31 protein-coding genes are annotated in these 24,549 nt (G+C 62.9%); 20 read left to right on the top strand and 11 right to left on the bottom strand.

The genetic code is table 11. From position 1 onward, the window contains the following. The 8 genes from QM694_RS12760 (at position 1) to QM694_RS12795 (ending at position 5,910) form a co-directional block, all read left to right on the top strand. Positions 1-588 (top strand): hypothetical protein, encoded by a 588-nt coding sequence (locus tag QM694_RS12760; RefSeq protein ID WP_415007311.1) that lies wholly within the window; start codon positions 1-3, stop codon positions 586-588. A gap of 23 nt (positions 589-611) precedes the next feature. Then, entirely contained in the window at positions 612-962 is a 351-nt protein-coding gene (rpsP, locus tag QM694_RS12765) for a 30S ribosomal protein S16 (RefSeq protein WP_415007312.1), read from the top strand. Positions 963-1,001: 39 nt separating this feature from the next. After that, positions 1,002-1,529 (top strand): ribosome maturation factor RimM, encoded by a 528-nt coding sequence (rimM, locus tag QM694_RS12770; RefSeq protein ID WP_415007313.1) that lies wholly within the window; start codon positions 1,002-1,004, stop codon positions 1,527-1,529. Beyond that, a complete protein-coding gene (trmD, locus tag QM694_RS12775) occupies positions 1,526-2,218 on the top strand; it encodes a tRNA (guanosine(37)-N1)-methyltransferase TrmD (protein ID WP_415007314.1) in 693 nt (230 codons plus the stop codon). Before rimM ends, trmD begins: the two co-directional genes overlap by 4 nt. Positions 2,219-2,269: 51 nt before the next feature. After that, positions 2,270-2,686, top strand: coding sequence for a 50S ribosomal protein L19 (gene rplS / locus QM694_RS12780; RefSeq protein ID WP_415007315.1), 417 nt, complete (start codon positions 2,270-2,272; stop codon positions 2,684-2,686). 124 nt (positions 2,687-2,810) lie between these two features. Continuing rightward, positions 2,811-4,361: a sensor histidine kinase gene (locus QM694_RS12785; protein ID WP_415007316.1), complete on the top strand. Its 1,551-nt coding sequence runs from the start codon at positions 2,811-2,813 to the stop codon at positions 4,359-4,361. Beyond that, on the top strand, positions 4,358-5,176 hold the full coding sequence (locus QM694_RS12790) for a class I SAM-dependent methyltransferase (protein ID WP_415007317.1): 819 nt from the start codon (positions 4,358-4,360) through the stop codon (positions 5,174-5,176). The genes QM694_RS12785 and QM694_RS12790 overlap by 4 nt, the downstream gene beginning before the upstream one ends. Then, the gene (locus QM694_RS12795; RefSeq protein ID WP_415007318.1) at positions 5,176-5,910 is read left to right on the top strand and encodes a glycosyltransferase family 25 protein; all 735 of its coding nucleotides are present in this window, start codon (positions 5,176-5,178) and stop codon (positions 5,908-5,910) included. The genes QM694_RS12790 and QM694_RS12795 overlap by 1 nt, the downstream gene beginning before the upstream one ends. On the opposite strand, the gene QM694_RS12800 is transcribed toward QM694_RS12795, so the two are convergent. After that, positions 5,885-6,898, bottom strand: coding sequence for a hypothetical protein (locus tag QM694_RS12800; RefSeq protein ID WP_415007319.1), 1,014 nt, complete (start codon positions 6,896-6,898; stop codon positions 5,885-5,887). The genes QM694_RS12795 and QM694_RS12800 overlap by 26 nt on opposite strands. A gap of 55 nt (positions 6,899-6,953) precedes the next feature. After that, positions 6,954-7,643, bottom strand: a complete 690-nt coding sequence (locus QM694_RS12805; protein WP_415007320.1) for a DUF1287 domain-containing protein — start codon at positions 7,641-7,643, stop codon at positions 6,954-6,956. Between the two features lie 133 nt (positions 7,644-7,776). Here QM694_RS12805 and leuC point away from each other — a divergent pair, with 133 nt between their 5' ends. The 4 genes from leuC (at position 7,777) to QM694_RS12825 (ending at position 10,397) form a co-directional block, all read left to right on the top strand. Next, positions 7,777-9,186, top strand: a complete 1,410-nt coding sequence (leuC, locus tag QM694_RS12810) for a 3-isopropylmalate dehydratase large subunit (RefSeq protein ID WP_415007321.1) — start codon at positions 7,777-7,779, stop codon at positions 9,184-9,186. Positions 9,187-9,382: 196 nt separating this feature from the next. Continuing rightward, positions 9,383-9,535 (top strand): hypothetical protein, encoded by a 153-nt coding sequence (locus QM694_RS12815; protein ID WP_415007322.1) that lies wholly within the window; start codon positions 9,383-9,385, stop codon positions 9,533-9,535. Positions 9,536-9,559: 24 nt separating this feature from the next. Further along, entirely contained in the window at positions 9,560-9,958 is a 399-nt protein-coding gene (locus tag QM694_RS12820) for a metallopeptidase family protein (RefSeq protein WP_415007323.1), read from the top strand. 112 nt (positions 9,959-10,070) lie between these two features. Then, positions 10,071-10,397 carry a hypothetical protein gene (locus tag QM694_RS12825; RefSeq protein WP_415007324.1) on the top strand — a complete coding sequence of 109 codons (327 nt, stop codon included), beginning with the start codon at positions 10,071-10,073 and terminating at the stop codon, positions 10,395-10,397. 30 nt (positions 10,398-10,427) lie between these two features. Here QM694_RS12825 and QM694_RS12830 read toward each other — a convergent pair whose 3' ends face one another. The 3 genes from QM694_RS12830 to QM694_RS12840 form a co-directional block, all read right to left on the bottom strand. Continuing rightward, on the bottom strand, positions 10,428-11,252 hold the full coding sequence (locus tag QM694_RS12830; protein ID WP_415007325.1) for a DUF3658 domain-containing protein: 825 nt from the start codon (positions 11,250-11,252) through the stop codon (positions 10,428-10,430). A 41-nt stretch (positions 11,253-11,293) separates the two neighbouring features. After that, complete coding sequence (locus QM694_RS12835) at positions 11,294-11,689, bottom strand: hypothetical protein (RefSeq protein ID WP_415007326.1); 396 nt, start codon at positions 11,687-11,689, stop codon at positions 11,294-11,296. Between the two features lie 237 nt (positions 11,690-11,926). Continuing rightward, positions 11,927-12,157, bottom strand: a complete 231-nt coding sequence (locus QM694_RS12840) for a hypothetical protein (protein ID WP_415007327.1) — start codon at positions 12,155-12,157, stop codon at positions 11,927-11,929. Between the two features lie 148 nt (positions 12,158-12,305). Here QM694_RS12840 and argC point away from each other — a divergent pair, with 148 nt between their 5' ends. The 7 genes from argC to QM694_RS12875 all read left to right on the top strand — a co-directional run bounded on the left by argC (position 12,306) and on the right by QM694_RS12875 (position 18,270). Further along, positions 12,306-13,262: an N-acetyl-gamma-glutamyl-phosphate reductase gene (argC, locus tag QM694_RS12845; RefSeq protein WP_415007328.1), complete on the top strand. Its 957-nt coding sequence runs from the start codon at positions 12,306-12,308 to the stop codon at positions 13,260-13,262. Positions 13,263-13,272: 10 nt separating this feature from the next. After that, on the top strand, positions 13,273-13,878 hold the full coding sequence (gene leuD, locus QM694_RS12850; RefSeq protein WP_415007329.1) for a 3-isopropylmalate dehydratase small subunit: 606 nt from the start codon (positions 13,273-13,275) through the stop codon (positions 13,876-13,878). A gap of 83 nt (positions 13,879-13,961) precedes the next feature. Next, positions 13,962-14,909 carry an AEC family transporter gene (locus QM694_RS12855; protein ID WP_415007330.1) on the top strand — a complete coding sequence of 316 codons (948 nt, stop codon included), beginning with the start codon at positions 13,962-13,964 and terminating at the stop codon, positions 14,907-14,909. Further along, a complete protein-coding gene (locus QM694_RS12860; RefSeq protein WP_415007331.1) occupies positions 14,909-15,679 on the top strand; it encodes a bifunctional hydroxymethylpyrimidine kinase/phosphomethylpyrimidine kinase in 771 nt (256 codons plus the stop codon). Before QM694_RS12855 ends, QM694_RS12860 begins: the two co-directional genes overlap by 1 nt. Continuing rightward, positions 15,676-16,377 (top strand): DUF429 domain-containing protein, encoded by a 702-nt coding sequence (locus QM694_RS12865; RefSeq protein ID WP_415007332.1) that lies wholly within the window; start codon positions 15,676-15,678, stop codon positions 16,375-16,377. Before QM694_RS12860 ends, QM694_RS12865 begins: the two co-directional genes overlap by 4 nt. Before the next feature lie 34 nt (positions 16,378-16,411). Further along, entirely contained in the window at positions 16,412-17,338 is a 927-nt protein-coding gene (locus tag QM694_RS12870) for a bifunctional 5,10-methylenetetrahydrofolate dehydrogenase/5,10-methenyltetrahydrofolate cyclohydrolase (RefSeq protein WP_415007333.1), read from the top strand. Beyond that, entirely contained in the window at positions 17,335-18,270 is a 936-nt protein-coding gene (locus QM694_RS12875) for a threonine/serine dehydratase (protein ID WP_415007334.1), read from the top strand. The genes QM694_RS12870 and QM694_RS12875 overlap by 4 nt, the downstream gene beginning before the upstream one ends. Positions 18,271-18,303: 33 nt before the next feature. Here the strand turns inward: QM694_RS12875 and QM694_RS12880 are convergent, their stop codons facing one another. The 5 genes from QM694_RS12880 to htpG form a co-directional block, all read right to left on the bottom strand. Further along, positions 18,304-19,566 carry a flavin monoamine oxidase family protein gene (locus tag QM694_RS12880; protein WP_415007335.1) on the bottom strand — a complete coding sequence of 421 codons (1,263 nt, stop codon included), beginning with the start codon at positions 19,564-19,566 and terminating at the stop codon, positions 18,304-18,306. Continuing rightward, positions 19,563-19,844 carry a hypothetical protein gene (locus QM694_RS12885; RefSeq protein WP_415007336.1) on the bottom strand — a complete coding sequence of 94 codons (282 nt, stop codon included), beginning with the start codon at positions 19,842-19,844 and terminating at the stop codon, positions 19,563-19,565. Before QM694_RS12885 ends, QM694_RS12880 begins: the two co-directional genes overlap by 4 nt. A 9-nt stretch (positions 19,845-19,853) precedes the next feature. Next, positions 19,854-20,357 carry an SPFH domain-containing protein gene (locus QM694_RS12890; protein ID WP_415007337.1) on the bottom strand — a complete coding sequence of 168 codons (504 nt, stop codon included), beginning with the start codon at positions 20,355-20,357 and terminating at the stop codon, positions 19,854-19,856. A 229-nt stretch (positions 20,358-20,586) separates the two neighbouring features. Continuing rightward, the gene (locus QM694_RS12895; RefSeq protein WP_415007338.1) at positions 20,587-20,784 is read right to left on the bottom strand and encodes a hypothetical protein; all 198 of its coding nucleotides are present in this window, start codon (positions 20,782-20,784) and stop codon (positions 20,587-20,589) included. Between the two features lie 318 nt (positions 20,785-21,102). Next, on the bottom strand, positions 21,103-22,983 hold the full coding sequence (htpG, locus tag QM694_RS12900; protein ID WP_415007339.1) for a molecular chaperone HtpG: 1,881 nt from the start codon (positions 22,981-22,983) through the stop codon (positions 21,103-21,105). 356 nt (positions 22,984-23,339) lie between these two features. Between htpG and QM694_RS12905 the strand changes: the two genes are divergently transcribed. After that, positions 23,340-23,726 carry a DUF2794 domain-containing protein gene (locus QM694_RS12905; RefSeq protein WP_415007340.1) on the top strand — a complete coding sequence of 129 codons (387 nt, stop codon included), beginning with the start codon at positions 23,340-23,342 and terminating at the stop codon, positions 23,724-23,726. A gap of 63 nt (positions 23,727-23,789) precedes the next feature. Here the strand turns inward: QM694_RS12905 and QM694_RS12910 are convergent, their stop codons facing one another. Further along, positions 23,790-24,533, bottom strand: a complete 744-nt coding sequence (locus tag QM694_RS12910) for a Bax inhibitor-1/YccA family protein (RefSeq protein WP_415007341.1) — start codon at positions 24,531-24,533, stop codon at positions 23,790-23,792. Positions 24,534-24,549 lie beyond the last annotated feature (16 nt).

Here is a 24,549-nt window from a genome sequence, read left to right on the forward strand (position 1 = left end):
ATGATCGAAACCGCATCCCTGATAGAGGAACGGCTTTCAGAGCAGGCTCAGGCTGCGTTGAAACCCATTGTAGGTAAGGCTCTTGCTATGCGGACGCCTTGGGCTGCGTCGCATGGCGATGGCGGATTTTACACGGACCGGATTCTGCTCATCAAGTCTGTGAAGAATGATATCGCAGAATATGCGCAACTGGAAATTTGCGAACTAGATGCTCCGTTTACGGAAGATCATTTGTATCGCTATTCTCTTTCAGAACATGAGAAATCCTGGGCTGAACTGACCGGGGAAAATCCGAGTAGCTGGGTCTATCGCAACTCGCCCGAGCACAATCCAATCAGGAAAATCGAGATTTATTCATATATCTCGATATCAAATCAGATGAAGGCGTGGCCCCATCTTGAAAAACTCGAGGAAGTCCGAAGCTACGACTATGAGATTTTATTCTGCCTCGAGAATGGCAGGCAGGTGTCGATAAGGCCGATGCACAATTGGAATCTTATTGAAGTTTCACTGACGCCTTCGTTTGAAATTCCTCATTCCAAAATGAGGATCGGCGACAATCTAAACCTAAGACTGACAATCAACTGACTACGGATCAAAAGGAGTAAGACATGGCCGTAAAGATGCGTCTCGCCCGTGCGGGCAGCAAGAAGCGCCCCTATTATCACATCGTGATTGCCGATGCGGCGAGCCCGCGCGATGGCAAGTTCATCGACGTGATCGGCGCTTTCAACCCGATGCTGGCGAAGGACGACGCCAACCGCGTGAAGCTCGACGGCGAGAAGGCCCAGGCCTGGCTAAAGAAGGGCGCGCAGGCGACCGACCGCGTGCTGCGTTTCCTCGACAAGGCCGGCCTTGCCAAGCGCGAGGCGCGCAACAATCCGCAGAAGGCGCTGCCCGGCAAGAAGCGCCAGGAGCGCGAGAAGGCCGCTGCGGCCGCCGCCGAAAAGGCCGCGGGCTGATTTTTGCTTCTTCCCTGACCGGGGAAGGACGGGAATCGCATGGCAGACCTGATCCTCGTCGGCGTCATCACCGGCGCGCATGGCATCCGGGGCGAGGTGAAGCTTTTGAGCTTCACCGCCGATCCGGAAGCCCTGCCCTCCTACAACCCGTTGCAGACGGCGGGGGGCAAGGGTCTGGAGATCAGCCGCATGCGCGCCCAGAAGGATGGCTTCATCGCCAGCCTGAAAGGCGTGCAGGACCGCAACGCGGCGGAAGCGCTGAAGGGAACGGAACTCTTCGTGCCCCGCGAACGACTGCCGGAGCCCGATGAGGATGAGCTTTACGTGGCCGACCTGATCGGCCTCACCGTGAAGTTGAAGGACGGCAGCGTGCTGGGCGAGGTGGTGGGCTTTCCCAACTATGGCGCCAGCGATCTGCTGGAGGTCAAAGTGGAAGGCCGCAAGGACACCGTGCTGATCCCCTATGCCGATCCCTTCGTGCGGGAGACGGACCTTGAAGCCCGCACCGTCACGGTCGACCTGCCGGGGGATTATCTCTCCGACGGCAAGGGCGAGCGTGACGCATGAGCTTCGCGGCCACCATCCTCACCCTGTTCCCGGACATGTTTCCGGGGCCGCTCGGCCTGTCGCTGGCGGGCCGCGCGCTGGAAAAGGGTGTGTGGTCGCTTAGCGTGCGCGACATCCGTGACGCCGCCACGGATCGCCACCGCACGGTGGATGATCATCCGGCGGGTGGCGGGGCCGGCATGGTGCTGAAACCCGATGTGCTGGCGGCGGCCATCGACGCAGCGCCCCATCAGGGCCCGAGGCTGCTGATGAGCCCGCGCGGTGAGCGCCTGACCCAGGCGCTGGTGCGCGAACTGGCGGCGGGGCCGGGCTGCCTCATCGTCTGTGGCCGCTTCGAGGGCGTGGACGAACGGGTGATCGGCAAACGCGGCCTCCGCGAGGTGTCGGTGGGAGATTACGTGCTGTCGGGCGGCGAACCCGCAGGCCTGGTGCTGCTCGATGCGGTGGTCAGGCTTCTGCCCGGCGTCATGGGCAAGGCGGAAAGCGGCACGGAAGAAAGTTTCGAGGACGGGCTTCTGGAACACCCACAGTTCACCAAGCCCAACCTCTGGGAAGGCCTTGAAATCCCGGAGATTTTACTCTCCGGCGACCACGGGGCCATTGCCCGCTGGAAGCGCGGGCGGCGGGAGGAATTAACGAAGGCGCGGCGGCCCGATCTCTGGGCGGCCCGCAAGGACCAAAAGATTTGATTTTTGAATCGGTTGCGGGTATGAGCCCGCAACCCCAAGAGGAAGAGAATTATGGATATCATTGCTCAGCTCGAGAAAGAGCAGGTTGCGGTTGTGGCCGCCCAGCGCGCCGTGCCGGACTTCGGCCCCGGCGACACGGTGATCGTCAATGTGAAGGTGAAGGAAGGCGAGCGCACCCGCGTGCAGGCCTATGAAGGCGTCTGCATCGCCCGCTCCGGCGGCGGCCTGAACGAGAACTTCACCGTGCGCAAGATGAGCTATGGCGAAGGCGTGGAGCGCGTGTTCCCCGTCTATTCGCCGCTGATCGACTCGATCAAGGTGGTGCGCCACGGCAAGGTGCGCCGCGCCAAGCTCTATTATCTCCGTGGCCGCACCGGCAAGTCGGCGCGCATCGCCGAGAAGCAGAAGGCTTTTGGCCTCAACGCCGCGCCGAAAGATGCGCCCAAGGAAGAAGCCAAGGAAGCCTGATCTTCCGTTCACGGATGGTTTTGCGGGGGCCGGAGCGATCCGGCCCTTTTGCATTGCCGCCGGTTTCTTGACCTTCGCCCGGAACCCTCCATAACTGTCGGCGCGAAATGATTTGGAGCGTGATGTGGCAGGCCCCGGCAAACAGGCAAAGGCAAGCGCGATCCGCTCCGCGCCAGCAGCCTTCGCGCTGATCTTCGGCCTGCTCGCCATCCTGCTGGCGGGCGCGGGGCTTCTCCTGTGGAACGGCTATGCAGGGGCGCGCGAAGCCGGAAAATTGAAAGCCGCCGCTTCGGCCCAGATCGTGGCGACGAACATGGAATGGCTGGTGCGCGCCAGCCGCCAGGCGCTGGACGGGATAGACCGGCAATTAGGCCCCGACCCTGCCCATCCGCCTGCGAGCTTCGATGCCGAGATCGCGGCCTTGCAGAAAAATCTTCCCCAGGGCGTTGCCGCCGCCGTCATCCTGCCAGATGGCACGCGCTATCCGGCAAGTGCTGCGGGCATCGATGGCCTGAACCAGCCCGGCGTTCTCGCCACGGCTGAAACGCCGCCAGAAACGTTGCTGGCCGCGCCGTCGGCCTCCGAAACGGACCCCGATCAGCAGAGCTTCATCCTCGCCCGCAAGATCATGCGCGGCGGGCAATTTGCCGGGACCGCCGCACTCGTTATTCCCACCAGCGTTGTCACCACCCTGTGGCGGACGCTGGACCTGGGGCCACTCTCCACCATCACGCTGGTGCGCGACGACGGCCTGCTGGTGGCCCGCCACCCGCCCACCGGCAAGGTGATCAATATTTCCGAAAGTCCGCTGTTCAAGGACTATCTGCCAAAATCGCCCGACGGCACCTATGAAACGCGCTCCACCATCGACAATGAACTGCGCATCGTCGGCTACCGCCGCCTCGCCAATGCGCCGCTGCTGGTGACAGCCAACCTCTCCACCAGCTATGCGATGGCGCATTACTGGCGCGACACATGGAAACTGCTGGCCATCCTTGTGCCGCTCTTTGCCGCCATCGGCGGCATCGTCTGGTGGGTGACGCGGTTGATGCGCGATGATGAAAACCTGCGCCTGCAATTGGCCGCCGCCGCCGAGCATAACACGCTGCTGTTCCGCGAAATTCACCACCGCGTGAAGAACAATCTGCAGACCGTGGCCTCGCTGGTGCAGTTGCAGCCGCTTCCCGCCGATGCCAAGCGCGACATGGCGGGCCGCATCGCCGCGATGAGCGCCGTGCATGAGCAGGCCTACCGCATGGATCAATATACCGAGGTCGACCTGGCGCAATATCTCGCAAGCCTGCTCGACAGCATCCGCAAGAGCTATGGCGATCAGGTTGCCATCACATCCAGTATCGCGCATCTGACGGTGGACCGCGATCTCGCCTCGCCTCTGGGCCTCATCGTCAACGAAGTGATTTCCAACGCCATGAAACACGCCTTTGAGGGACGCGAGCGGGGCAATATCTCCGTGACGGCAAAGCCGCTTGATGAAACGCGCGCCGAACTGGTGATTGCCGATGATGGCGTGGGCTATGAACCTTCCGATGACCACAAGGGCATGGGTACCAGGCTGGTGCGCGCGCTGGGCCAGCAGCTTGGCAATGATTTCGGCTACGCGCAGGACAACGGCACCCGCTTCTCCATCCGCTTCGCCGCACGGCCTGCGTCGTGAAGGACTATCTCGCCATCAACCGCCGCAACTGGGATGAGCGCGCGGCGATTCATGTGAAAGACGAAGCAGGCGGCTATCGCGTCAAGGCCTTTCTCGCTGGCGCCGACAATCTGCACGACATTGAGCATGCCGAGATCGGCGATGTGGCGGGCAAGCGCATCGCCCATCTGCAATGCCATTTCGGCATCGACACGCTGTGCCTTGCGAGGCGCGGCGCATCGGTGGTGGGTCTCGATTTTTCGCCCGTGGCGATCGCCGAAGCGCGGACGCTTCAGCGCCACACCGGCCTTGATGCCAGCTTCATGGAAGGCAATGTCTATGACGCGCGCCAGCTCATCGATGGCGATTTCGACATGGTCTATGTCACCTGGGGCGCACTCTGCTGGCTGCCCGATGTGGCGCGCTGGGCCGAAGTGGCCGCATCGCTCCTGAAGCCCGGCGGCGAACTCTATCTGCTCGAGGGCCATCCCTCATTGATGGTGGCGGACGAGCGCCAGCCTGATCTGCGGCCCGGCTATGACTGGCGCACGCCCATGGGCCAACCTCTGGTGATGAATGAGTCAACCACCTACACGGGCGACACCGCCATTCTGACGAACACCACGACCGTCGAATGGATTCATCCGCTCTCCAATGTCATCAATGCCGTGATCGGCTCGGGCCTCAGGCTTTCGTGGCTGCACGAGCATGAGCTGCTGGCCTGGCAGTTCGCGCCCATCATGGTGCCCGTCGAAGGCCGCCGCACCATGTGGCGATTGCCGGACGGATTTCCGAAATTACCTCTCAGCTTTTCGATCCGCGCGGTGAAGGTGTGATGGCTCAGCAACAGCAGAAGGCAGGACCTGTCGTTGCTGCGGTGTTGCGGCAATTTCCGTTCATTCGCATCATCAGCCTCACGGCCCGCACGGACCGGCGCGCGCGGGTGAACCGGCAATTCGCCGCGCTGGGCATTGACATGGAGGCGCGCGGACTGCGCTATTTCGATGCCATCCGCTTCGAGGATGCCGGGGATTTTCCCACCCTCGGCGCGCGCGGCTGCTTCGAGAGCCATCTTCTGGTGCTGGAGGACTGCGCACGGCAGAACCGGCTGGCGCTGGTGCTCGAGGACGACATCAAGTTTGAAATGGAGCGTTGGGCCGCCCTGCCCGATTTGCCCGCTCTCATCAAATCCGGGCCGTGGGACATGCTCTATTTCGGATATGGCAACCCGATCCCGCCCGCGGGCCAGCCGCTCAGGCCATGGGACGGGCCGGTGATGACCACCCATGCCTATGCCGTGACGCCCGCCGCCGCGCGCCGCATCGTTGACTATCTTCAGGCGTGCAAGCACAGGCAACCCGGCGATCCGGTGGGCGGCCCCATGCATGTCGATGGCGCCTTCACCATGTTCCGCCAGCAGAACCCGGATTTCAGAACGCTTGTGGCGGCGCCGCAGCTGATCACCCAGTTTTCCTCTCGCAGCGATCTGGGAACGGAGAAGTGGTGGGACCGGTCGCGCCTGTTGCAGCCCTTTATTGAACGCCTCAGGCGCGCCCGCTCGGGCGTCTAGCCAGCGCCTGTTCAACGAGATCGGCCATCTGGCGGGTCACGGCGGCATGCGAGAGATCATGGCGCGCATGCTGGTATCCGCGCAACGCCATCTCTTGGGCGCGTTGCGGCTGGGCGATCACAAGCTGCATCGCCCGCGCCGTGTCATCGGCATCATGCATCGCCACGGCGATCCCGTGATCTGGCGCCTGCAGATAATCGGCGATGGTCTGGGCGCGCGAGAAGATATGCGGCCGCTTCAGCAGCATGCCGAGAACCGCCGTGATATGCCCCGCGCCCCGCATCTCGTCATTGACCAGAATGACATTGGCAACGGCTCTTTCGATCCAGAACATGCATTCGGCCAGCGGCGCATTGTAGATCACCTGCACATGAGGGCCTGTTGCCGGGACTTCCGCAAACCGGTCGGTGATGATGACGCCCTTGCAGCCCGCTTTTTCAACGGCCACGGAGAAGGTGGCGAAGTCGCGGTTGTTGCGCCCGATCATGCAGAACAGTGGCCCGTCGGGGACGGGAACCGAAGGCGTTGCGGCGGGCTCGTCCGGCAGGTCGAATCCCCACGGCACAAAATGGATTTTGTTGCGGTCAAGATGATGCAGCTCACCCATCAGGCCGATTTCGGCGGTCGAATGCACGATCACCAGATCGAGCCGCCGGAAGATCCAGTTAAACAGCGCGTCGGCAGGCCGGACGCCAACCTTCCACGGCCTTCCCGAAAGATTGAATCCGATGACGATGTTCAGCGGGCGGCGGCGCTGCGCCCTCAGGCGGAGGCTCACCGCGAAGGCGCAATGATAGCTGGTGCTGATGATGGCGTCATAGCCGCCGAAGCTCACGGGCATCAGCAGAATCTGGCGGATGATCTGCCAGCGCGATCCTTCGGCGATCACTCGGTCATCCACATGATGCCCCCGGCGTTCCAGCTCTTCCGCGATGCCGGAGCGGCTGGTGTCGCCGGGGTGGCCCAGCCGGATGCAAAGAATGTTCATGGCCCATCATGGCAGAGGAGAATGGGCAATGAGGTTAATGGAGAGCCCTTCAGCCTCAGATCCTTGATGTTGCCGCCCGGGGGTCGAACCTGAAATGCCCGTCAATGACGTAAGCGAACAGCGCATCCTCGAGCCTCGTTCCAGCGCCATAGTTGTGCACGATCTCGGGGCGCAGCCTGTCGCCGCTGGGCCTATGGGTGACGATGGCGATATGCGGCTGCCCGCCCGGCATCTTCATGGTGATGATGTCGCCGGGGCGGTAGGCGGCAGGATCGGCAGAAACCTCAAGCACCCGCCCATGCCGCGCGAAGAACACCTTGAGATTGGGAACCCGCCGGTGATCGATATTGCTGTCGGGCCTGCTCAGGCCCCAGAGCTTCGGATAGGCCGTGAAATTGGCCGCCATGTCGTCATGTACGAGGCGCTGCAGGTCAGCGCCAAAACCGTCGCGATAGGCGCGGATCACCACATCCGTGCACACGCCTGAAATGCGCGGCACGTCGCCGCCGGGATAGGCGATGCGCTGGTAGCGCGGATCATAGAACAGCGTTTCGCCGATCTGCCGCTCCGCCGCGCGGATCAGCGTCATCGCCCAGGGTTCGGCAACCGCGAAGGGCCGGGCTTCCGCGGCAGGAGGGCGGGGCACAGGATCGGTGAGATAGGAAAGCCCGATGTGCCGCCAGCTTGCGGGCGCTGCAGCCAGCGCCACGCCCGCCGCGCCAAGGCTCAAACCACCCGCAATCATTGCCCGCCTGCTTCCCATCCCGCGATCAAGCCCGCACAAACCGGCAAATGTGTGATGCAGCGATGGGATTTGACTTGAGCGTCCCGAGGCTTAAATAGCCCCGCAAAACCACTCTTCCGAAGGCAACCCTGATATGGCCAAAGCCCGCACCCTCTATGACAAGATCTGGGACGATCACCTCGTCCATGAAGCCGAAGACGGGACGGCGCTGCTCTATATCGACCGCCATCTCGTCCATGAGGTGACCTCGCCCCAGGCCTTCGAAGGCCTGCGCATGACCGGCCGCAAGGTGCGCCACCCGGAAAAGACGCTGGCCGTGGTGGACCACAATGTGCCCACCACCGACCGATCCAAGGGCATCGCCGAGGCCGAAAGCCGCATCCAGGTGGAGACGCTGGCCAACAACGCCAGGGAATTCGGCGTCCGCTATTTCAATGAGCTGGACAAGCGCCAGGGCATCGTCCACGTCGTCGGCCCCGAGCAGGGCTTCACGCTGCCCGGCACGACGATTGTCTGCGGCGACAGCCACACCTCGACGCATGGCGCGTTCGGCGCTTTGGCCCACGGCATCGGCACATCGGAAGTCGAGCATGTGCTGGCCACCCAGACGCTGATCCAGAAGAAGGCAAAAAACATGCTGGTGCAGGTGGATGGCAAGCTCGCCCCCCACTCGACAGCCAAGGACATCATCCTCGCCATCATCGGCGAGATCGGCACGGCGGGCGGCACCGGCTCGGTGATCGAATTCGCCGGTGAAGCGATCCGCGATCTCACCATGGAAGGCCGCATGACGGTCTGCAACATGACGATCGAGGGCGGCGCCCGCGCCGGCATGATCGCCCCTGATGAAAAGGCCTATGCCTATCTCGAAGGCCGCCCCATGTCGCCCAAGGGTGCGGACTGGGACAAGGCGAAAGCCTATTGGAACACGCTCCGCAGCGATGAAAGCGCCCATTTTGACCGCGTGCTGAAACTCGATGCAGCCTCGCTGCCGCCCATCATCTCCTGGGGCACCAGCCCGGAAGACGTGATGGCGATCACCGCCGCGATCCCCAACCCCGATGACATTGCCGAGGAAGGCAAGCGCCAGTCGAAATGGCGGGCGCTCGAATATATGGGCCTCAAGCCCGGCCAGAAGATGACCGAGGTGCCGCTCGACGTGGTGTGGATCGGCTCCTGCACCAATGGCCGCATCGAGGATCTGCGCGTCGTGGCGAAGATCGTCGAGGGCAAGAAGATCGCCGGCAGCCTTGCCTATGCGATGATCGTGCCGGGCTCCGGCCTCGTCAAGGAACAGGCGGAGGCCGAAGGGCTGGACAGGATTTTCAAGGCGGCGGGCTTTGAATGGCGCGAACCCGGCTGCTCCATGTGTTTGGGCATGAACCCCGACCAGCTGAAACCCGGCCAGCGCTGCGCCTCCACCTCGAATCGCAATTTCGAGGGCCGTCAGGGCTATCGCGGCCGCACCCATCTGGCCAGCCCGGAAATGGCCGCAGCCGCCGCCCTTGCAGGCCATTTCGTGGATGTGCGCAAGCCCGCCTGAAACGGAAAATTAACCCTGTTTTCAAAGGCCTGACGGACGGACCCGGCAGGCCTTTGGCATTTTGGCCACAGCTTTGCCGTCATCGCGCACGGTTTTGCCATTAACGGTTGATGAACTCCCCGTTAAGGGATATGTCACCACGGCGGCAGTAGAGTGAATCGCAAGTTCACCGATTGCCTAAAAATGGGGATTTCCAGTGGGTACAACTGTGCAGGCCGATACCAAATTTCTGCGTCGCGTGCTGTTCGGCCTCGTTCTTCTCACCCTTGCCACCGGCGCCATGGCCGGCTTCACCACCGTTCAGGCCATGACGGAAAAGTCGGGCACCTGCCTGATGTTCTGCCAGTAACAGGTCTTGGCGGCTGATACGGCCTTGGGCCGTCTGTCCGCCCCTACCCTTTCCGACATTGAAACTCTCGCACGGCAGGCTTACGCGGGCCTGCCCAGGGAATTCCGCGCGCTAACCGGCGATGTCGTCATCCGCGTCGAGGACTTTCCCACCGATGAGGTGCTGGACGAACTCCACGCCGAAACGCCGTTCGACATTCTGGGACTGTTTCAGGGTATCGGCCTGGCGCAGGATGCGGCAGCTCCCGAAACGGGCCGCCTGCCCAACATGGTCTTCCTCTACCGCCGCCCCATGCTCGACTATTGGGCCGAGCATGAGGAGACGCTGGGATCAATCGTCACCCATGTGCTGGTGCATGAGATCGGCCATCACTTCGGCCTGTCGGATGAAGACATGGAAGCGATCGAGGCGGCGGCGGGCTGACGCCGCTTTTCCGCCACGAGCCTGAAGCCCCGATGAAAATCCCGTTGCGCTGGCGTTCACGCGCTCACCCGCATGGTGGCGTCATCACCTGCAACCGGAGATTTTCCCCATCATGAAGTCAGTGCTTTTCGGCCTTGCCCTGAGCGTTATCCTGTGGGGCACGGCCTTCGCCAGCTATGCCCCCATCTCGTACAACAAGAGCCGCGAGGCGCTGGCCGCCGCCTGCGATCACCTGGGAGACAAGGGCGAAGGCTATGGCCTGCAAAGCAAGACCGGTGCCTATGGCTGCCGCGATACGGTGAATGGCAATGCCGTCCAGTGCGATGCCAATGGCAAATGCCACGACTATTCCGGTGATCCGCGCTGGAAGCACATCCAGATTCTGCTCAAAGGCGGCAATGACCCCGCCCGCGCCGTGATGCGCTCAGCGGCGATATGATCAGTAGACAGATTAGGTTTGCGCCGGAGATCAGGCTTTCAGCCTGATCTCACGATGTCTCATGTCACCTTCGCCGATCTCTTTGATCATGCCTGCGTCCACCAGCACATTGATACGGTGGTCAAGCCAGAGATCGCTGATCATTTGCGGCTCTGGCATATCCGAGAAATCCATCATGGTTCGCCCCACCACATAGGCCACCTTTCGCCACCTGTCCGACAAATGGCGGAACAGGCCTTGATCATAAAAATCCTCTTTGGCTGATATCAGGCGGCCATCGCGAAAAACCCGCAGCGGTGCATTCTCTTCTCTGAGCCGTTCCCAATTCTCAAGTTCCTTTGCATACTCCCTTCGTGCGCGCATGCGGGCAAGCGCGAATGCTGAAACCCAGTGATGAGGCAAAAGCAAACCAGTCGAATAAATCGGCTGTTCGGCTTCGGCCCCGAATTTTGCAGAGAAATTTCCATCGGCGATGTTTGCAGCGATCAAATCAGCATCGGCAGGCAATCGTCTAAGAAATTCCAGAAAACCGCAATAATCGCGTGCATTGCGGCTGGAATACCAAATTGTCACGTCATCCGTTTGCATCAAATTTATGCTCGACCAGAAATGCATGTGCGCATCCCAATCCGCAAAAACATCTCCGCCATGTAGGATGTCCTGAAGCCATGCCTGCCGTTCCGCGCTACACACATCGTTGATCGGACCCATCGACAGATCGTCAAACAGTCCCCTGATGACCAACTCATCGCGCTCCGCATCGCGAAGCGCCTCACACAAACTTTCCGCTCCCGACATGCTGAAACACAAATGGCGCATGGCGGCAGTTTGCCATCCATGCGCCTGAAAGTCCAAGGCGCGGCGATCCAAAGGTGAATCGCCGCGCCCCCGGTTGCTTACCAGCAAACGCGCTTATTCTTCCACACGATGCGATAGCGGGTGTGGCTGGCATTCCACACCTTGCGCTTGACGGGCCGCCAGCCGCAATCAGCCGCGTAGTATCCCCCGCCATATCCGCCGTAGTAGCCATAGCCCGGACCATACCAGCCGCCGCCCCAACCCGGCCCGAAGCCGCCAAGGCCGATGCCGATATTCACGCCGCCATTATGGTGATGGTGGTTCCAGCCACCGGGCCCGCCCCAATTGCCGCCGGGATGATGACCAGGGCCACCTCCCCAATTGCCGCCATTGTGGTGCTTGTGCTTCCAGATCGGAGCGTCTGCCTGTGCTGCCGTTGCCGCACCAAGGCTTGCTGCCGCGGCGCAGGAAAGCGCGATCATGAGTTTGCGCATGAGTTGTCCCTTTCTGTTGCCGCCCCGGCATAAATCCGGTGGGGCGTGATAGCGGGACAAGCTTTGCAAATGCGCAATGTTCCGGCATGCCAAGTATGCGCGGAATGGCGTGCAAAAGTGATCTTTCAAAAGCGAAACCGGCTGCGGAGGGGGATGCGCAGCCGGTTTCTTGTCCGGGACCAGGCAGGGAGTGGGGGAGGAGGGAGAACCCGGCCCCGGGTCTCGTTCAGGGTACGATCAGTAGCAAACCCACTGCTTCACCCAGATGATCTTGTAGGCGTCGTGCCATTTGTTCCACTTCTTCACGGGCACGGCCTCATAGCCGCAGTATCCGCCGCCATAGCCGCCGCCCCATCCGCCAAAGCCGATGTCGACGATGAACTTGTGATGATGGGCTTCAGCAGTCGTGGTCATGGCGCCGCCCAAGGCGGCGGTGGCGGCGAGGGCGATCAGGGTCTTGCGAAACATGGCTTGGTTCCTTCGTGTGTTGCCCCATCGGTGATGATCACCGGTGTTGACGTTGCTTCTAGGCCCCCTGCCCTGAACCGCATCTGAGCCATGCATTTAGCGGCTGTTCATGTTGCGGGGCCGCCCCTCCCCCTGTATGAGACCCGCCATGACGAGCATTTTCATCGATGGCGAGGCAGGCACCACCGGCCTCCAGATCCGCGACCGGCTGAAGGGCCGGAGCGATGTGACGCTGCTTTCGATCGCGCCCGAGCGGCGCAAGGACGAGGCGGCGCGCCGCGAACTGCTGAACGAGGCGGATGTCGCCATCCTCTGCCTGCCCGATGATGCGGCGAAGGACGCCGTGGCGATGATTGCGCCGGGCTCGAAGACCCGGGTGATCGACGCCTCAACCGCCTTCCGCACCAATCCGCAATGGGCCTATGGCTTTCCCGAACTCTCCGCCGACCAGGCGAAGAAAATCGCCGCAGCGCGTTTCGTCGCCAACCCCGGCTGCTATCCGCAAGGATTGATCGCCTGTATCCGCCCGCTGATCGACCAGGGCCTGCTCAAGCCCGATTATCCCGTCACCTACAATGCCGTGTCGGGCTATTCCGGCGGCGGCCGCAAGATGATCGAGGAGTATGAGGCGAAAGGCCCGTCCGCCATTCCCTATCTCCCCTATGGCCTGACGTTCCAGCACAAGCATCTCCCCGAGATGAAGCACTATGCGGGCCTGAGCCGCGCGCCCATCTTCCAGCCCGCCGTCGGCAATTATGCGCAAGGCATGCTGGGCGCGGTGCCGCTCTATACCCATCTCTTCGCCCGCAAGACCGATGCGGCGGGCATTCACCGCGTGCTGGCCGATGCCTATGCGGACTCGGCCTTCATCGAGGTGGCGCCGCTGGCCGAGGTCGAACGCTCCGCCGATGTGTCGCCGGAGGTCTTGAACAACACCAACCGCATGCGCCTCCATGTCTTTGCCAATGATGCGGCGGGGCAAGTGCTGCTGGTGTCGATCTACGACAATCTCGGCAAGGGCGCGTCCGGCGCCGCCGTGCAGAATCTCAACCTGATGATCGGCGCTGAGGAAACACTCGGCGTCGATCTTCCTAAGGCAGCCTGAGGAGGCGCTCATGCAGAAGTTTGAAACCCTGACCGGCGTCGCGGCCCCGCTCAACATCGTGAACGTCGACACCGACATGATCATCCCCAAGCAGTTCCTGAAGACGATCCAGAGGACGGGCCTCGGCAAGTCGCTGTTCTTCGAAATGCGCTATACGCAGGACGGCAAGGAGATCAAGGATTTCGTCCTCAACCAGCCGGCCTACCGCAAGGCCGAGATTCTGGTGGCGGGCGACAATTTCGGCTGCGGCTCCTCGCGCGAGCACGCGCCCTGGGCGCTGCTCGATTTCGGCATCCGCTGCGTGATCTCAACGAGCTTCGCCGATATTTTCTATAACAACTGTTTCAAGAACGGCATTCTGCCCATCAAGGTAAGCCCGGAAGATCTGGCCAAGCTGATGGACGACGCCGAGCGTGGATCCAATGCCACCCTCACCATCGATCTCCCCAACCAGGAAATCAGGGGGCCCGACGGCGGCAGGGTGAAGTTCGACCTCGATCCCTTCCGCAAGCACTGCCTGCTGAACGGCCTCGACGATATCGGCCTCACCATGGAAAAGAAGGCGTCGATCGACACCTTCGAGAAGAAGCAGCACACAAGCCAGCCTTGGCTGTAGGACCCGCCTGCTCTTCCGATCTTTGACCTTGCCGTTCGCCGCCTGTAAGCAGGATGTCTCATCCTTGCTGCGCGGGTTTTCATTTGAACGCCATTCTCATCACTGTCCTGCCGGTCTTCGGCATGATCGTCCTGGGCTATGGATTTGCGAAAGCCGGGATCATCGATCAGGTGGCGGGCAAGGGCATCACGCTCTTCGTCTTCAACGCCGCGATTCCGGCGCTGCTGTTCAAGACCGTCGCCACCATGACGCCGCAGGAAGGGGCGCCCTGGGGATTGTGGATCGCCTTCTTCGGCGGCATCGCCATCACCTGGGGCATCACCGCCGTCATCGCCCCCCGCATTGACGGCATTTCCGATGGCGGCGGATCGGCGGCCTCCATGGCGGCGGGCTTCGGCAATCTGGCGCTGCTGGGAACGCCGCTCGCCTTCTCGCATTTCGGCGACAAGGTGGGCGTGCCGCTCGGCATGATCCTTTCCGTTCATGCGCCCATCCTGTGGTTCACCGCCACCGTGCATCATGAACTCACCCGCCATGATGCGGGCTTCTCGCTCGCCCGCACGGCGCGCGAACTGTTTCTCAACCTGGCGAAGAACGCCATCGTGCTGGCGCTGCTGGCAGGGGCCATCTGGCGCACTGGCGGGCTGCGCCTGAACCCCGTCATCGACAAGATGCTCTCCATGCTGGCCGATGCCAGCGTACCCACGGCGCTGTTCGCGCTGGGCCTGTCGCTTGCCGCCTATTCGCTCAAAGGCGCATGGACGGGCATGTTCACGCTGATCGCCCTCAAGATGATCCTGCTGCCGCTTTGCGTCTTCGGCCTGCTGCGCTTCGTGGTCAGCCTGCCGCCCCTGTGGTCGCAGGTGGCGATCCTCTTTGCCGCCATGCCCACCGGCGCCAATGCCTTTCTCTTCGCCCACCGCAATGACGAGGCGCTGGCCGCCGTCTCGGGCGCGATTGCCCTGGGCACGGCGCTGGCCGCCATCTCGGCGTCGGTCCTGCTCTATCTCATGGATGCGGGGATGCTGTGATGGCGCGCGTGCTGGCCATCTCCTCACAAGTGGCCTGGGGGCCGGTGGGCCTCACGGCGCTGGTGCCGCCACTGCAGGCGAAAAGCCACGAGGTGATGGCGCTTCCCACAATCACGCTTTCCAACCATCCCGGCCATGGCAGGCCTCAAGGCTTCCGCACCGAGGCGGCCCAACTCGCCGCCATCCTCGCCGCACTGAAGGAGCGCGGCGCGCTGGACAAGGTGGATGCGGTGCTGACCGGTTATTTCGCATCGCCTGAACAGGTGGAAGAAGCAGCCCGCGCCATCGCTTCGCTCAACGCGCCCATCGTGCTGGTAGACCCGGTGATTGGCGACGGCGATGCGCTCTATGTGCCGGAGGATGTAGCAACGGCCATCCGCGGCCATTTGCTGCCGCTCGCCACCATCATCACCCCCAATGCCTTTGAGCTGGGCTGGCTGTCCGGCATCCCCGTGGCCGATGAAGCATCAGCCATCGCCGCCGCCCACAGCCTGGGCACGCCCGAGGTGCTGGCGACATCTGTTCCGCATACGGAGGATTTCCTCCTCACCCTCGCCATCACAGAAAACGCCGTCACCCGCCTCGAACGCCAGCGGCTGCCCCATGTCCCGCAAGGCACCGGCGATTTCCTGAGCGGCGCCTATCTGGCCGAACGCTTGTCATCACCCCCCGAACGCGCCCTCCCCGCCGCGATGCAGAAGCTCGACCGCGCCATCGCCATGAGCCACGGCACCGATGTTCTCGCCGTGGCGCAGGCGCTTATAGGATGAGCAGCGTCATCGGTGTGGACGGCTGCCCCGTGGGATGGATTGCCGTTATCTGGAACGAGGCTGTCACCCATCGCCTGTGCCGCACCTTCGCGGAGGTGCTGGCGCTGGAAGCCGCCATCATCGCCGTGGACATGCCCATCGGTTTTCCCGCCCGTGAGGGGCGGCAGGCCGAGAAGGATGTGCGGAAACGGCTGGGGGCGCGGCAATCCAGCGTCTTTGCCGTGCCCACCCGCGCCGCCGTCGCCTGCGCCGGTTACCGCGAGGCCTGCACCGCCAATCTCGAAGCCTCCCATCCGCCGAAGAAAATCTCCAAACAGATTTTCCACCTCTTCCCCAAGATGCGCGAGATCGATGCGCTGATGACGCCCGCCCTGCAGCAGCGCGTGCATGAGGTTCATCCGGAATTCGCCTTCTGGGCGATGAACGGCGGCCAGCCGCTTGCCCTTCCCAAGAAGGTGAAAGGAACGCCCTCTCCGCCGGGCCTCGCGCTACGGCGCAGCTTGCTTGAACAGGCAGGCTTCCCGATTGATGACCTGCCCGAAGCCCTCTACCGGCGCAGCGACGTGGGCGCGGATGATCTGCTCGATGCCTGTGCCTGCGCATGGGCCGCCCGCCGCATCCGCGACGGCGAGGCGATCCGCTTTCCCGCCATTGACCAGCACGACGCCCGGGGCCTCCGCATGGCGATCAGCGCATGACAAGTGCAAACGCCTCGGCTAGAACGCCCGCGCCATGACCACCCATCACAACGCCCTTTTGGGCAAGCCCGTCGCCGAAGAAATCACCGCCAGCGTCCGCAAGGGCGTCACCGAACTTGCCCAGAAGGGCTGGCCGGTGAAGCTCGTCTCGATCACCATCGGCGATGTGCCGGCGGTGAGCCTCTATGTGCGCAACCAGGCGCGAGGCGCCGAAAAGGCCGGCATCACCTTCGAGGAGCGCAACCTGCCGGCCAATGTCTCGCGGCTGGAAATGACGGGCATCCTCTCTGCCCTCAATACCGATCCCCGCGTTACGGGCGTTATCATCCAGCGCCCGGTGCCCAGGCATCTCGACATCCGCGAACTGCAGACGGCCATCCATCCACTGAAGGATGTGGAGGGCATGCACCCGGCGTCGATCGGCAACATCGTCTACCGCGACACCTCGCTCGCCCCCTGCACCGCCGCCGCCTCCGTCGAACTCCTGAAGCGCACGGGCCTCAGGCTCGAAGGCCTTGAGGTTGTGGTGATCGGCCATTCCGAAATCGTCGGCAAGCCCATCGCCTTTTTGCTGATGGCGGAAGGCGCCACAGTCACCGTCTGCCATCACATGACGCGCAATCTCGCCGTCCATTCGCGCGCGGCAGACGCGATTTTCGTAGCAGTCGGCAAGCCCCGTTTCATCACCGCCAACATGATCAAGCCCGGCTCCGCCGTGATCGACATCGGCATCAACCAGATCGAAGAGGGCGGCAAGAGCATCACCGTGGGCGATGTGGATTATGACGCCTGCGCCGAAGTTGCGGGCTGGATTACACCCGTTCCCGGCGGCGTCGGCCCCGTCACCGTATCGATTCTGATGCGCAATGCGCTGACCGCCGCATTGGCCCAGAAGCGCTATTATGACGAGGCCTTCGCGGCCAAGTCTTCCACCCTCGTCCACGTGGCCCCCGCCGAATGACCATCACCCGCGAGGCGATTTCGCGCGCCGCCCAGCGCATTGCCCCGCATGTCAGGCGCACGCCCGTCATTGACGTCACGCTTGACGGTATCGCCCGCCCCGTCACGCTGAAGCTGGAACTGCTGCAGCATTCCGGAAGCTTCAAGGCAAGGGGCGCGTTCAACACGCTGGTGGGCCGCGATCCGCAAGGCCCCGGCGTGGCAGCCGCTTCCGGCGGCAATCATGGTGCTGCGGCGGCATATGCCGCTCGCGCGCTGGGCCACAGGGCGCGCATCTTCGTCCCCGAAATCTCATCCCCCGCCAAGGTGAAGAAGATCGCCTCTTACGGCGCGGAGATCGTGCAGCAGGGCAAGACCTATTACGAGGCTCTGGCGCTGTGCGAGGCTTATATCGCTGAAACCGGCGCGCTTTCGATCCACGCCTATGATGCGCCCGCGACGCTGGAAGGCCAGGGCACGCTGGCGCGCGAGCTGGAAGACCAGTCGCCGGATCTTGATACGGTTCTGGTCGCGGTCGGCGGCGGCGGCCTCATCGGCGGCATCGCGGCGTGGTATCAGGGCCGCGTGAAGGTGGTGGGCGTCGAGCCTGAAAGCTGCAACACCCTTCATGCCGCGCTCTCGGCAGGGGACCGCGTGACCATTGCGCCGTCAGGCCTTGCCGTTGATTCCCTCGGCGCCAGCCGCGTGGGTGAACTGATGTTCCCGATCGCCCGCGCGCACATCGATCAGGTGGTGCTGGTGGGCGATGACGATATCCGCCGCAGCCAACGCCACATCTGGCAGGTTCTGCAATTGATTTCAGAACCGGGCGGCGCCACCGCGCTGGCCGCCCTGCTCACCGGCGCCTATCGCCCCGAAAAGGATGAACGCGTCTGCGTCATCCTCTGCGGCGCCAACACCACACTTGAGGCTTTCCGCGATACGGTGGGCTGACTTCTCGATCCCGCTGCCGCGGAGAGGGAGACGTCAGAGCATCCCCATCACATCATCCGCCGCTTTCTCGCCCGAGATCACCGCCCCCTCAAACCAGCCCGCCTGATCGGGCGCATAATCGGAGGAGGCGAAGGCGATCCGGCCTTCCGGCTGCCAGTTTTCCGCCTCAAGCCCCGCCTCATGGCCTGCGGGAGCGGCAACCCAGGTGCCCGCTGCGTAAGGGTCATTCACCCAGTCGTGCCAGTCATGCGCCACATAGCGCGCATTGGGCAGCAGCTTCTGCATCTCACGCTTCACCCACGCGGCATCGCCGGGATGCGCTTCGGAATTGCTCAGGCCAAAGCCCACCACCAGCGTTGTGCCGTCCTGCGCCTTCCGTTCCGCGAAGGCGAGTTCGATGCCGCTTCCGTCGCCGCTCACGAGCGTGCCCAGCGCCACGCCCTCCATCTTCACCCAGATTTTGAAGGACGATCCGCCATGGCCCGTGGCAATGGCGCGGCGCTTCGCCTCCGGCAGTTCCGGCATAAAGCGCAAGGGCCTCATCTGGTTGATGCCCAGCGCCGCCACCACGGCACGCGCCTGGAATGTTTCTGCGGCGGTCACAACCTTCACATGATCCGTAAGCTGACGAATCTCCCTCACCGCCGTCTCGCGCCTCCAGATGGCGCCGGAAGCCAAGATCATGCGCTCCGCCAGAACGCCCATCCCAGGCGCCACCGTGTCGGCCCAGAAGCGGATCATGCCTTCCGCCAGCCCGCTATCATAGGAGGCACTGGCCAGGAATTCGCTGGCGGCCATTGTTTCAGGATCACCGTTGCCGGAGACGGACCACCACGCCGAGAACTGCGCCCGCGTAAAGGGTGAAACGCCGATGCGGTCGAGATAGGCTGCGAAGCTGATGCCTCTCAGCGCCTCGCCATGCTCATTCACGCCATGCCCCATCTTGAGCAGCAGCGCATCCGCCGCCACCCGCGCCAGCGCCCGCTCATGGGCCAGCCGTGCCGCATAGTCGGCAGGCTCTTCCGCCACAAAGCGCCTGCCCGTTACTTCGTGGCGGGGCCGGAGCGAGAGGCCGTGCCGCGCCACCAACGCCCGCAAGCGGTGATGCCAGGGTGTGATCCACGCCCCGCCAAATTCAAGCAGTTCGCCTTGGCCACCCGCGAAGGGCCTGGACCAGCCGCGGCCGCCGGCCCTGTCCCGCGCTTCGAGCACCGTGACGGAAAGCCCTGCCGCCGCGAGCTTCGCCGAGGCCGCAGCGCCCGCCAGCCCCGCGCCGATCACCATCACATCACTCATATGGCGGACTCCTCATCGGGTGAAACGGGCAAGATGCCCGAAGACGCGCCCAGCACGAGGGTGGGCGGCGCTTTTCCAGGCTGGCCCTGCAATGCCTGCAGGAGCCGCAGATTCATGAGTTCGGGATTGCCCTTCAGCATACGCGCCGCATTGGCGAGCGACCGGAGCGAGGCCTGCTCGCCCCGCGCCCGCTCCAGCGCCGCCAGCCCTTCCAGCCGCGCCCGTTCAAACTCCGAATAAAGCTTCCGCGTTTCGGCGGAGAGCATCACATCGCGCACGGCGGCGGATTAAATCGTGATCCCATGCGGCTCCATGCGCTCTTTCACCTTGGCCAGTAGCTCCGCATCGAACTCGGCCCGCGCATCGATGATTTTTTCAAGCGCCCGGCTGGAGGATAGTTCACGCAGAATCAGCTGCAGGTCGGTCAAAAGCCGCGTGTTGTATTGCCCGAGCGTCGCTTCGAATATCTTGCGCGGCGCGGTGATCGTGTACACCACCACAGCGGAAATCTTGAACTGAAGCCGGTCCTGCGACAGCACCTCCTGGCCGGAGGCAATGAGCATCTGCTCGCTTTTCGGCACGGCATACAGCGTGCGCCCGCCGAACAGCCAGTATTTGCCTGGCCCCACTTCCTGCACGAACTTACCCTTTTTATAAAGAAGCCCGGTCTGCCATTCATTGATGAAGCTGTGAGACGGCTTGGCGTCCTTGCGGCGGAATGGGCCCAGCGCCAGCAGCACGAGGATCACCGCAAGGGCGATCAGCACCGTAACCCAGGTGGAATCTTCCATGGCCTTCTCCCGGCGTGAAAAGCCTTCCGGCATCGCTGGCCGCACCGCGGGGGCTGTTCGCCCGCAAGGCGGTGCCGCGGCTTCGCCCGGAGGCGATAATGCCGGAAGGCCCGTTGGTTGGTGTCTTCCCAATGACAATGGAACGCCGTAACCCCGCTGCCCGGCATGTTACACATGCCGCGCGGCCTGCGGCGCTCCGGGCGCGACTGTAGCGCAAGATCATGGGGCGTCAACGCATGAGGTTGCGCCAGCCCACGGAATTGAGCATCACCCGGTCGCGCATCTCGTGAAGCTCACGCTGCATGCGCATGAGCTCGCGCGCATCGACATAATGATCGAGGCTTTTGCGCGGCGGATTGAGTTTGCGGACCAGCGCCTTCGCCATTTCAACACTCGGAAACAGAAGATCGGATTTGAGCGAAAACATGAGTCTCTCCATCGCGCGCGGGGAGAGCCCCGGTAACGCGTGAAAACATGCAGGATGCCGCAGCCGGGGCCGCGCATGCGGACGCAATGCGGGATTCGGCGGCAACAGTGATTTGAAAGTCAGGAAAGCGCCTGAGGCGCGTGATACGCTTGCTGCTCAAGGCCCCAGGCCCTGAGCGGCCTGGAGATCAGCGTCGCGTGAAAATCCTCATCATGGCTGTCTCCGTTTCTGTTCGCGTGAGGAGGCGCTTGTAACAGAAAAGGCGCGGAATGAAACCCCGCGCCCGATTTTACTTATGGCTGTGGCTTCAAAGTAACATCACGAAAACACCCGCGTCATGACGTCGGCGATACGGCGCGCGAAGGCCGAAGGATCGGCCACCGGCTCACCTTCGAGGATGAAGGCCTGGTCGAGCAGCAGTTGCGCCGCCTCACCAACCGAATCAGCGCCCTTGGCCTCAACGCTTTTCGCCAGCGCCACAACGAGCGGATGCCCGGCATTGATTTCAAGGATCGGCGCGCTCACCGACACGCCGGAATCCTTTTGCCGCGACAGCAGCTTTTCCAGCGTGCGGTCCATCATGCCATCGGCGACGAGGCAGCAGGCGCTGTCGGTCAGCCGTTTCGACACCCGCACATCCTTCACCCGTTCGCCCAGCGCCTGCTTCAACGCGGCGATGAGGCTGGCTGTGGCAACGTCGCCTGCGGTTTCAGGCTTCGTCTCATCCTTCAAGGGAATGAGATCGAGATCGGCGGCCCCCTGCGCGACGGACTTGAACGGCTTTCCGTCAAAGCCCGCTGCCGTGCGCACCCAGAAACTGTCGACCGGGTCGGTCAGCAGCAGCACCTCAAGGCCCCGCGCCCTGTAGCCTTCAAGCTGCGGGCTCGATGCCGCCTTCTTCGCATCTTCGCCGGTGAGGTAATAGATCGCCGTCTGGTTTTCCTTCAGGCGCGACATATAGTCTTTCAGCGTCACCGCCTCGCCATCGGTGCTGCGGAAGCGGGCGATCTCGAACAGCTGGTCGCGCCGCTCCATATCCTCATAAAGGCCTTCCTTGATGACCGGCGCGAACACGTCCCAGATCTTCATGAAGGTGGCGGCGTCGGTTTCGGCGCTCTTCTTCAGTTCACTGAGCACCTTGTTGGTGACGGCCTTGCGGATTGCCGCCACCTGCGGATTGTTCTGCAGCATCTCGCGCGACAGGTTAAGCGGCATGTCTTCCGAGTCGATGACGCCCCGCACGAAGCGCAGGTAAGGCGGCAGCAGCTGCGCATCGTCGGCGATATAGACGCGCTTCACATAAAGCTTCTGCCGCCCGTGGCGCTCGGGATCGTAGAGATCGAACGGCCGTTCGCCCGGCACGAACAGCAGCACCGTATATTCATGCCGCCCCTCGGCGCGGTAATGGATGGTGAGCGCGGGAGGATTGTAGTCGCCGGACAGATCGCCGTAGAAATCCTTGTACTGCTCGGGCGTGATCTCGGATTTGGGCCTCGTCCACAGCGCGCTCGCGGTGTTGATCTGCTTCGGCTCGCCTTCGCCCTCGTTCAGCAGGATGGGATGGGCGATGTGGTCGGAATAGCTCTTGACCACCTGCTCGATTTTCCAGGGCTCCAGAAACTCCAGCGCATCCTCGCGGAGATGCAGCACGATGGAGGTGCCGCGCGCTGGTTTTTCGGCGGGCGAAATCGTGAAGCTGCCAGCGCCTTCCGAAACCCAGGTGAAGGCCTTTGCCTCGCCGGCCCGCCTGGACGTGACCTCGACTTTCGATGCCACGATGAAAGCGGAATAGAAGCCGATGCCGAACTGGCCGATCAGCTGCACGTCGCCCTTGGCCTCCTTCACATTTTCCACGAAGGCCTGCGTGCCGGATTTGGCGATGGTGCCGAGATTTTCGACCAACTCGTCATGGCTCATGCCAATGCCGGTGTCGGCGATGGTGAGCGTCTTCGCGTCCTTGTCCGGCGTGATGGTGATGGCGAGCGCCGCTTCGCCTTCGAGAAGATCGGGCTGGGCGATCGCCTCATAGCGGAGCTTGTCCAGCGCGTCGGCGGCATTGGAAATCAGTTCGCGCAGGAACACATCGCGGTCGGAATAGACGGAGTGCACCATGAGCTGCAGAAGCTTCGCCACCTCGGCCTGAAAGGCGTGGGTTTCGGGTACCGCCGATTCGGTGGTTTTCTTCGCTGCCTTCGCCATGCCGTCCTCGCCGCTGGAATCTGCTGCGGGCGATATCGGATCAAGCCCCCGTTGCGTCAAGGCCCAAAAAGAAAGCGGCCGGATGGGCAATCCGGCCGCGAGAAACGCAACACAACAACTCACTCACGAAAGGGAGCGAGGGTGCCCGGCGGGAGCAGCCCGGAGGGGCTGGGGGGCTGAGATTTCCGGAGACGATCCCGGCCGGGCGATAGAGGCAACGATCAAAAGATCACGCCCGAGCGCGGCAGGAGCTTGATGCAAATGCGGCGAAAGCAAGATTTTTCGCGCACTTGCCAGACCGCCGCTTTGGGTACATCATCAATTGAAGTTGCAACCCCGTCAGCACAGGTGGGGAGATGGACGATCAGGACGCGATAATTTCCTTCCCGTCCTGGGGCGCAGGCTCCGGGGCGGGCTCAGCCACAGGCCGGGGCACGCGGCCCGAGCAGGTGGCCTTCGACCGACGCGAACTCACCACCATCCTCGGCCTCTACGGCAACAAGGTCGCCACCGGCGAATGGCGCGATTACGCCATGGAGTTCGGGCGCGACACGGCGGTGTTCTCGGTGTTCCGGCGCTCCAGCGAAGTGCCGCTCTACCGCATCGTCAAGGATCCGGCCTTGTCCCGCCGGCAGGGCATGTATGCGGTGATCGCCCAGGGCGGCCTCATCCTCAAGCGCGGCCATGATCTCGCACAGGTGCTCCGCGTGCTGATGAAGCAGCCGAAACTCACCACCGTCTGATCCCTCGCCCCAAACAAAATGCCCGGCGCGAAGGCCGGGCATTTTTTAGGGTCTGCGTTAATCCTAGTTCCGGTTTCCGAACAGCCGCAGCAGCGACAGGAACAGGTTGATGAAGTCGAGGTAGAGGCTGAGCGCTCCCATGATGGCCTTGCGGCCCATCACCGTGCCGTCATCGGCGGCGTAATACATTTCCTTGATCTTCTGCGTGTCATAGGCGGTAAGCCCCGTGAAGATCAGCACGCCGACCACCGACAGCACGAAGGTCATGGCCGAGCTGGCGAAGAAGATATTGACCAGCGAGGCGATGATGAGGCCGATCAGGCCCATGAACAGGAACGATCCCCAGCCCGTCAGGTCACGCTTCGTCGTGTAGCCATAAAGGCTCATGGCGCCGAAGGTGCCGGCGGTGATCAGGAACACCCGGGCGATCGACCCATGCGTATAGACGAGCCCCAGCGAGGCGAAGCTCAGGCCCATCAGCGCCGCATAGACCCAGAACAGCATCTGCGCCGTCTGGACGCTGAGCGTCTGGATGCGGAAGGACAGGAAGAACACCATGGCCACCGGGGCCAGCACCACCACCCACTTCAGCGGGCTGGTGAACAGCGCCTGCCCGAAGGGGGTGAGCGCCGCCGTGGCGCCGGACGTGTCGACCGCCGCCATGAAGGTGAGGATCGCGGCGATGCCGGTGATGGCAAGGCCAGCGCCCATATAGTTGTAAACCTTGAGCATGTAGCTCCGCAGGCCCTCGTCGACAAAGGCGGTCGCGCCGGTCCGGGTCTGGGGCTGATAACGAGTTTCGGCCATGGATCTCCCTCCGCAA

The organism is Aestuariivirga sp. (genome assembly GCF_047602625.1).
GTDB lineage: Bacteria > Pseudomonadota > Alphaproteobacteria > Rhizobiales > Aestuariivirgaceae > Aestuariivirga.

What these genes read in the sequence shown, in the direction of transcription:
- QM694_RS12800 (WP_415007319.1), bottom strand. Translation starts at nt 6,898, where the DNA reads ATGAACATTCTTTGCATCCGGCTGGGCCACCCCGGCGACACCAGCCGC.
- QM694_RS12840 (WP_415007327.1), bottom strand. Translation starts at nt 12,157, where the DNA reads ATGTTTCGCAAGACCCTGATCGCCCTCGCCGCCACCGCCGCCTTGGGC.
- htpG (WP_415007339.1), bottom strand. Translation starts at nt 22,983, where the DNA reads ATGGCGAAGGCAGCGAAGAAAACCACCGAATCGGCGGTACCCGAAACC.
- QM694_RS12860 (WP_415007331.1), top strand. Translation starts at nt 14,909, where the DNA reads ATGGCGCGCGTGCTGGCCATCTCCTCACAAGTGGCCTGGGGGCCGGTG.
- QM694_RS12880 (WP_415007335.1), bottom strand. Translation starts at nt 19,566, where the DNA reads ATGAGTGATGTGATGGTGATCGGCGCGGGGCTGGCGGGCGCTGCGGCC.
- QM694_RS12890 (WP_415007337.1), bottom strand. Translation starts at nt 20,357, where the DNA reads ATGGAAGATTCCACCTGGGTTACGGTGCTGATCGCCCTTGCGGTGATC.
- QM694_RS12865 (WP_415007332.1), top strand. Translation starts at nt 15,676, where the DNA reads ATGAGCAGCGTCATCGGTGTGGACGGCTGCCCCGTGGGATGGATTGCC.
- QM694_RS12795 (WP_415007318.1), top strand. Translation starts at nt 5,176, where the DNA reads ATGGCTCAGCAACAGCAGAAGGCAGGACCTGTCGTTGCTGCGGTGTTG.
- QM694_RS12825 (WP_415007324.1), top strand. Translation starts at nt 10,071, where the DNA reads ATGAAGTCAGTGCTTTTCGGCCTTGCCCTGAGCGTTATCCTGTGGGGC.
- QM694_RS12870 (WP_415007333.1), top strand. Translation starts at nt 16,412, where the DNA reads ATGACCACCCATCACAACGCCCTTTTGGGCAAGCCCGTCGCCGAAGAA.
- QM694_RS12905 (WP_415007340.1), top strand. Translation starts at nt 23,340, where the DNA reads ATGGACGATCAGGACGCGATAATTTCCTTCCCGTCCTGGGGCGCAGGC.
- QM694_RS12760 (WP_415007311.1), top strand. Translation starts at nt 1, where the DNA reads ATGATCGAAACCGCATCCCTGATAGAGGAACGGCTTTCAGAGCAGGCT.
- QM694_RS12805 (WP_415007320.1), bottom strand. Translation starts at nt 7,643, where the DNA reads ATGATTGCGGGTGGTTTGAGCCTTGGCGCGGCGGGCGTGGCGCTGGCT.
- rimM (WP_415007313.1), top strand. Translation starts at nt 1,002, where the DNA reads ATGGCAGACCTGATCCTCGTCGGCGTCATCACCGGCGCGCATGGCATC.
- leuC (WP_415007321.1), top strand. Translation starts at nt 7,777, where the DNA reads ATGGCCAAAGCCCGCACCCTCTATGACAAGATCTGGGACGATCACCTC.
- argC (WP_415007328.1), top strand. Translation starts at nt 12,306, where the DNA reads ATGACGAGCATTTTCATCGATGGCGAGGCAGGCACCACCGGCCTCCAG.
- rpsP (WP_415007312.1), top strand. Translation starts at nt 612, where the DNA reads ATGGCCGTAAAGATGCGTCTCGCCCGTGCGGGCAGCAAGAAGCGCCCC.
- rplS (WP_415007315.1), top strand. Translation starts at nt 2,270, where the DNA reads ATGGATATCATTGCTCAGCTCGAGAAAGAGCAGGTTGCGGTTGTGGCC.
- QM694_RS12910 (WP_415007341.1), bottom strand. Translation starts at nt 24,533, where the DNA reads ATGGCCGAAACTCGTTATCAGCCCCAGACCCGGACCGGCGCGACCGCC.
- QM694_RS12895 (WP_415007338.1), bottom strand. Translation starts at nt 20,784, where the DNA reads ATGTTTTCGCTCAAATCCGATCTTCTGTTTCCGAGTGTTGAAATGGCG.
- leuD (WP_415007329.1), top strand. Translation starts at nt 13,273, where the DNA reads ATGCAGAAGTTTGAAACCCTGACCGGCGTCGCGGCCCCGCTCAACATC.
- QM694_RS12875 (WP_415007334.1), top strand. Translation starts at nt 17,335, where the DNA reads ATGACCATCACCCGCGAGGCGATTTCGCGCGCCGCCCAGCGCATTGCC.
- QM694_RS12835 (WP_415007326.1), bottom strand. Translation starts at nt 11,689, where the DNA reads ATGCGCAAACTCATGATCGCGCTTTCCTGCGCCGCGGCAGCAAGCCTT.
- trmD (WP_415007314.1), top strand. Translation starts at nt 1,526, where the DNA reads ATGAGCTTCGCGGCCACCATCCTCACCCTGTTCCCGGACATGTTTCCG.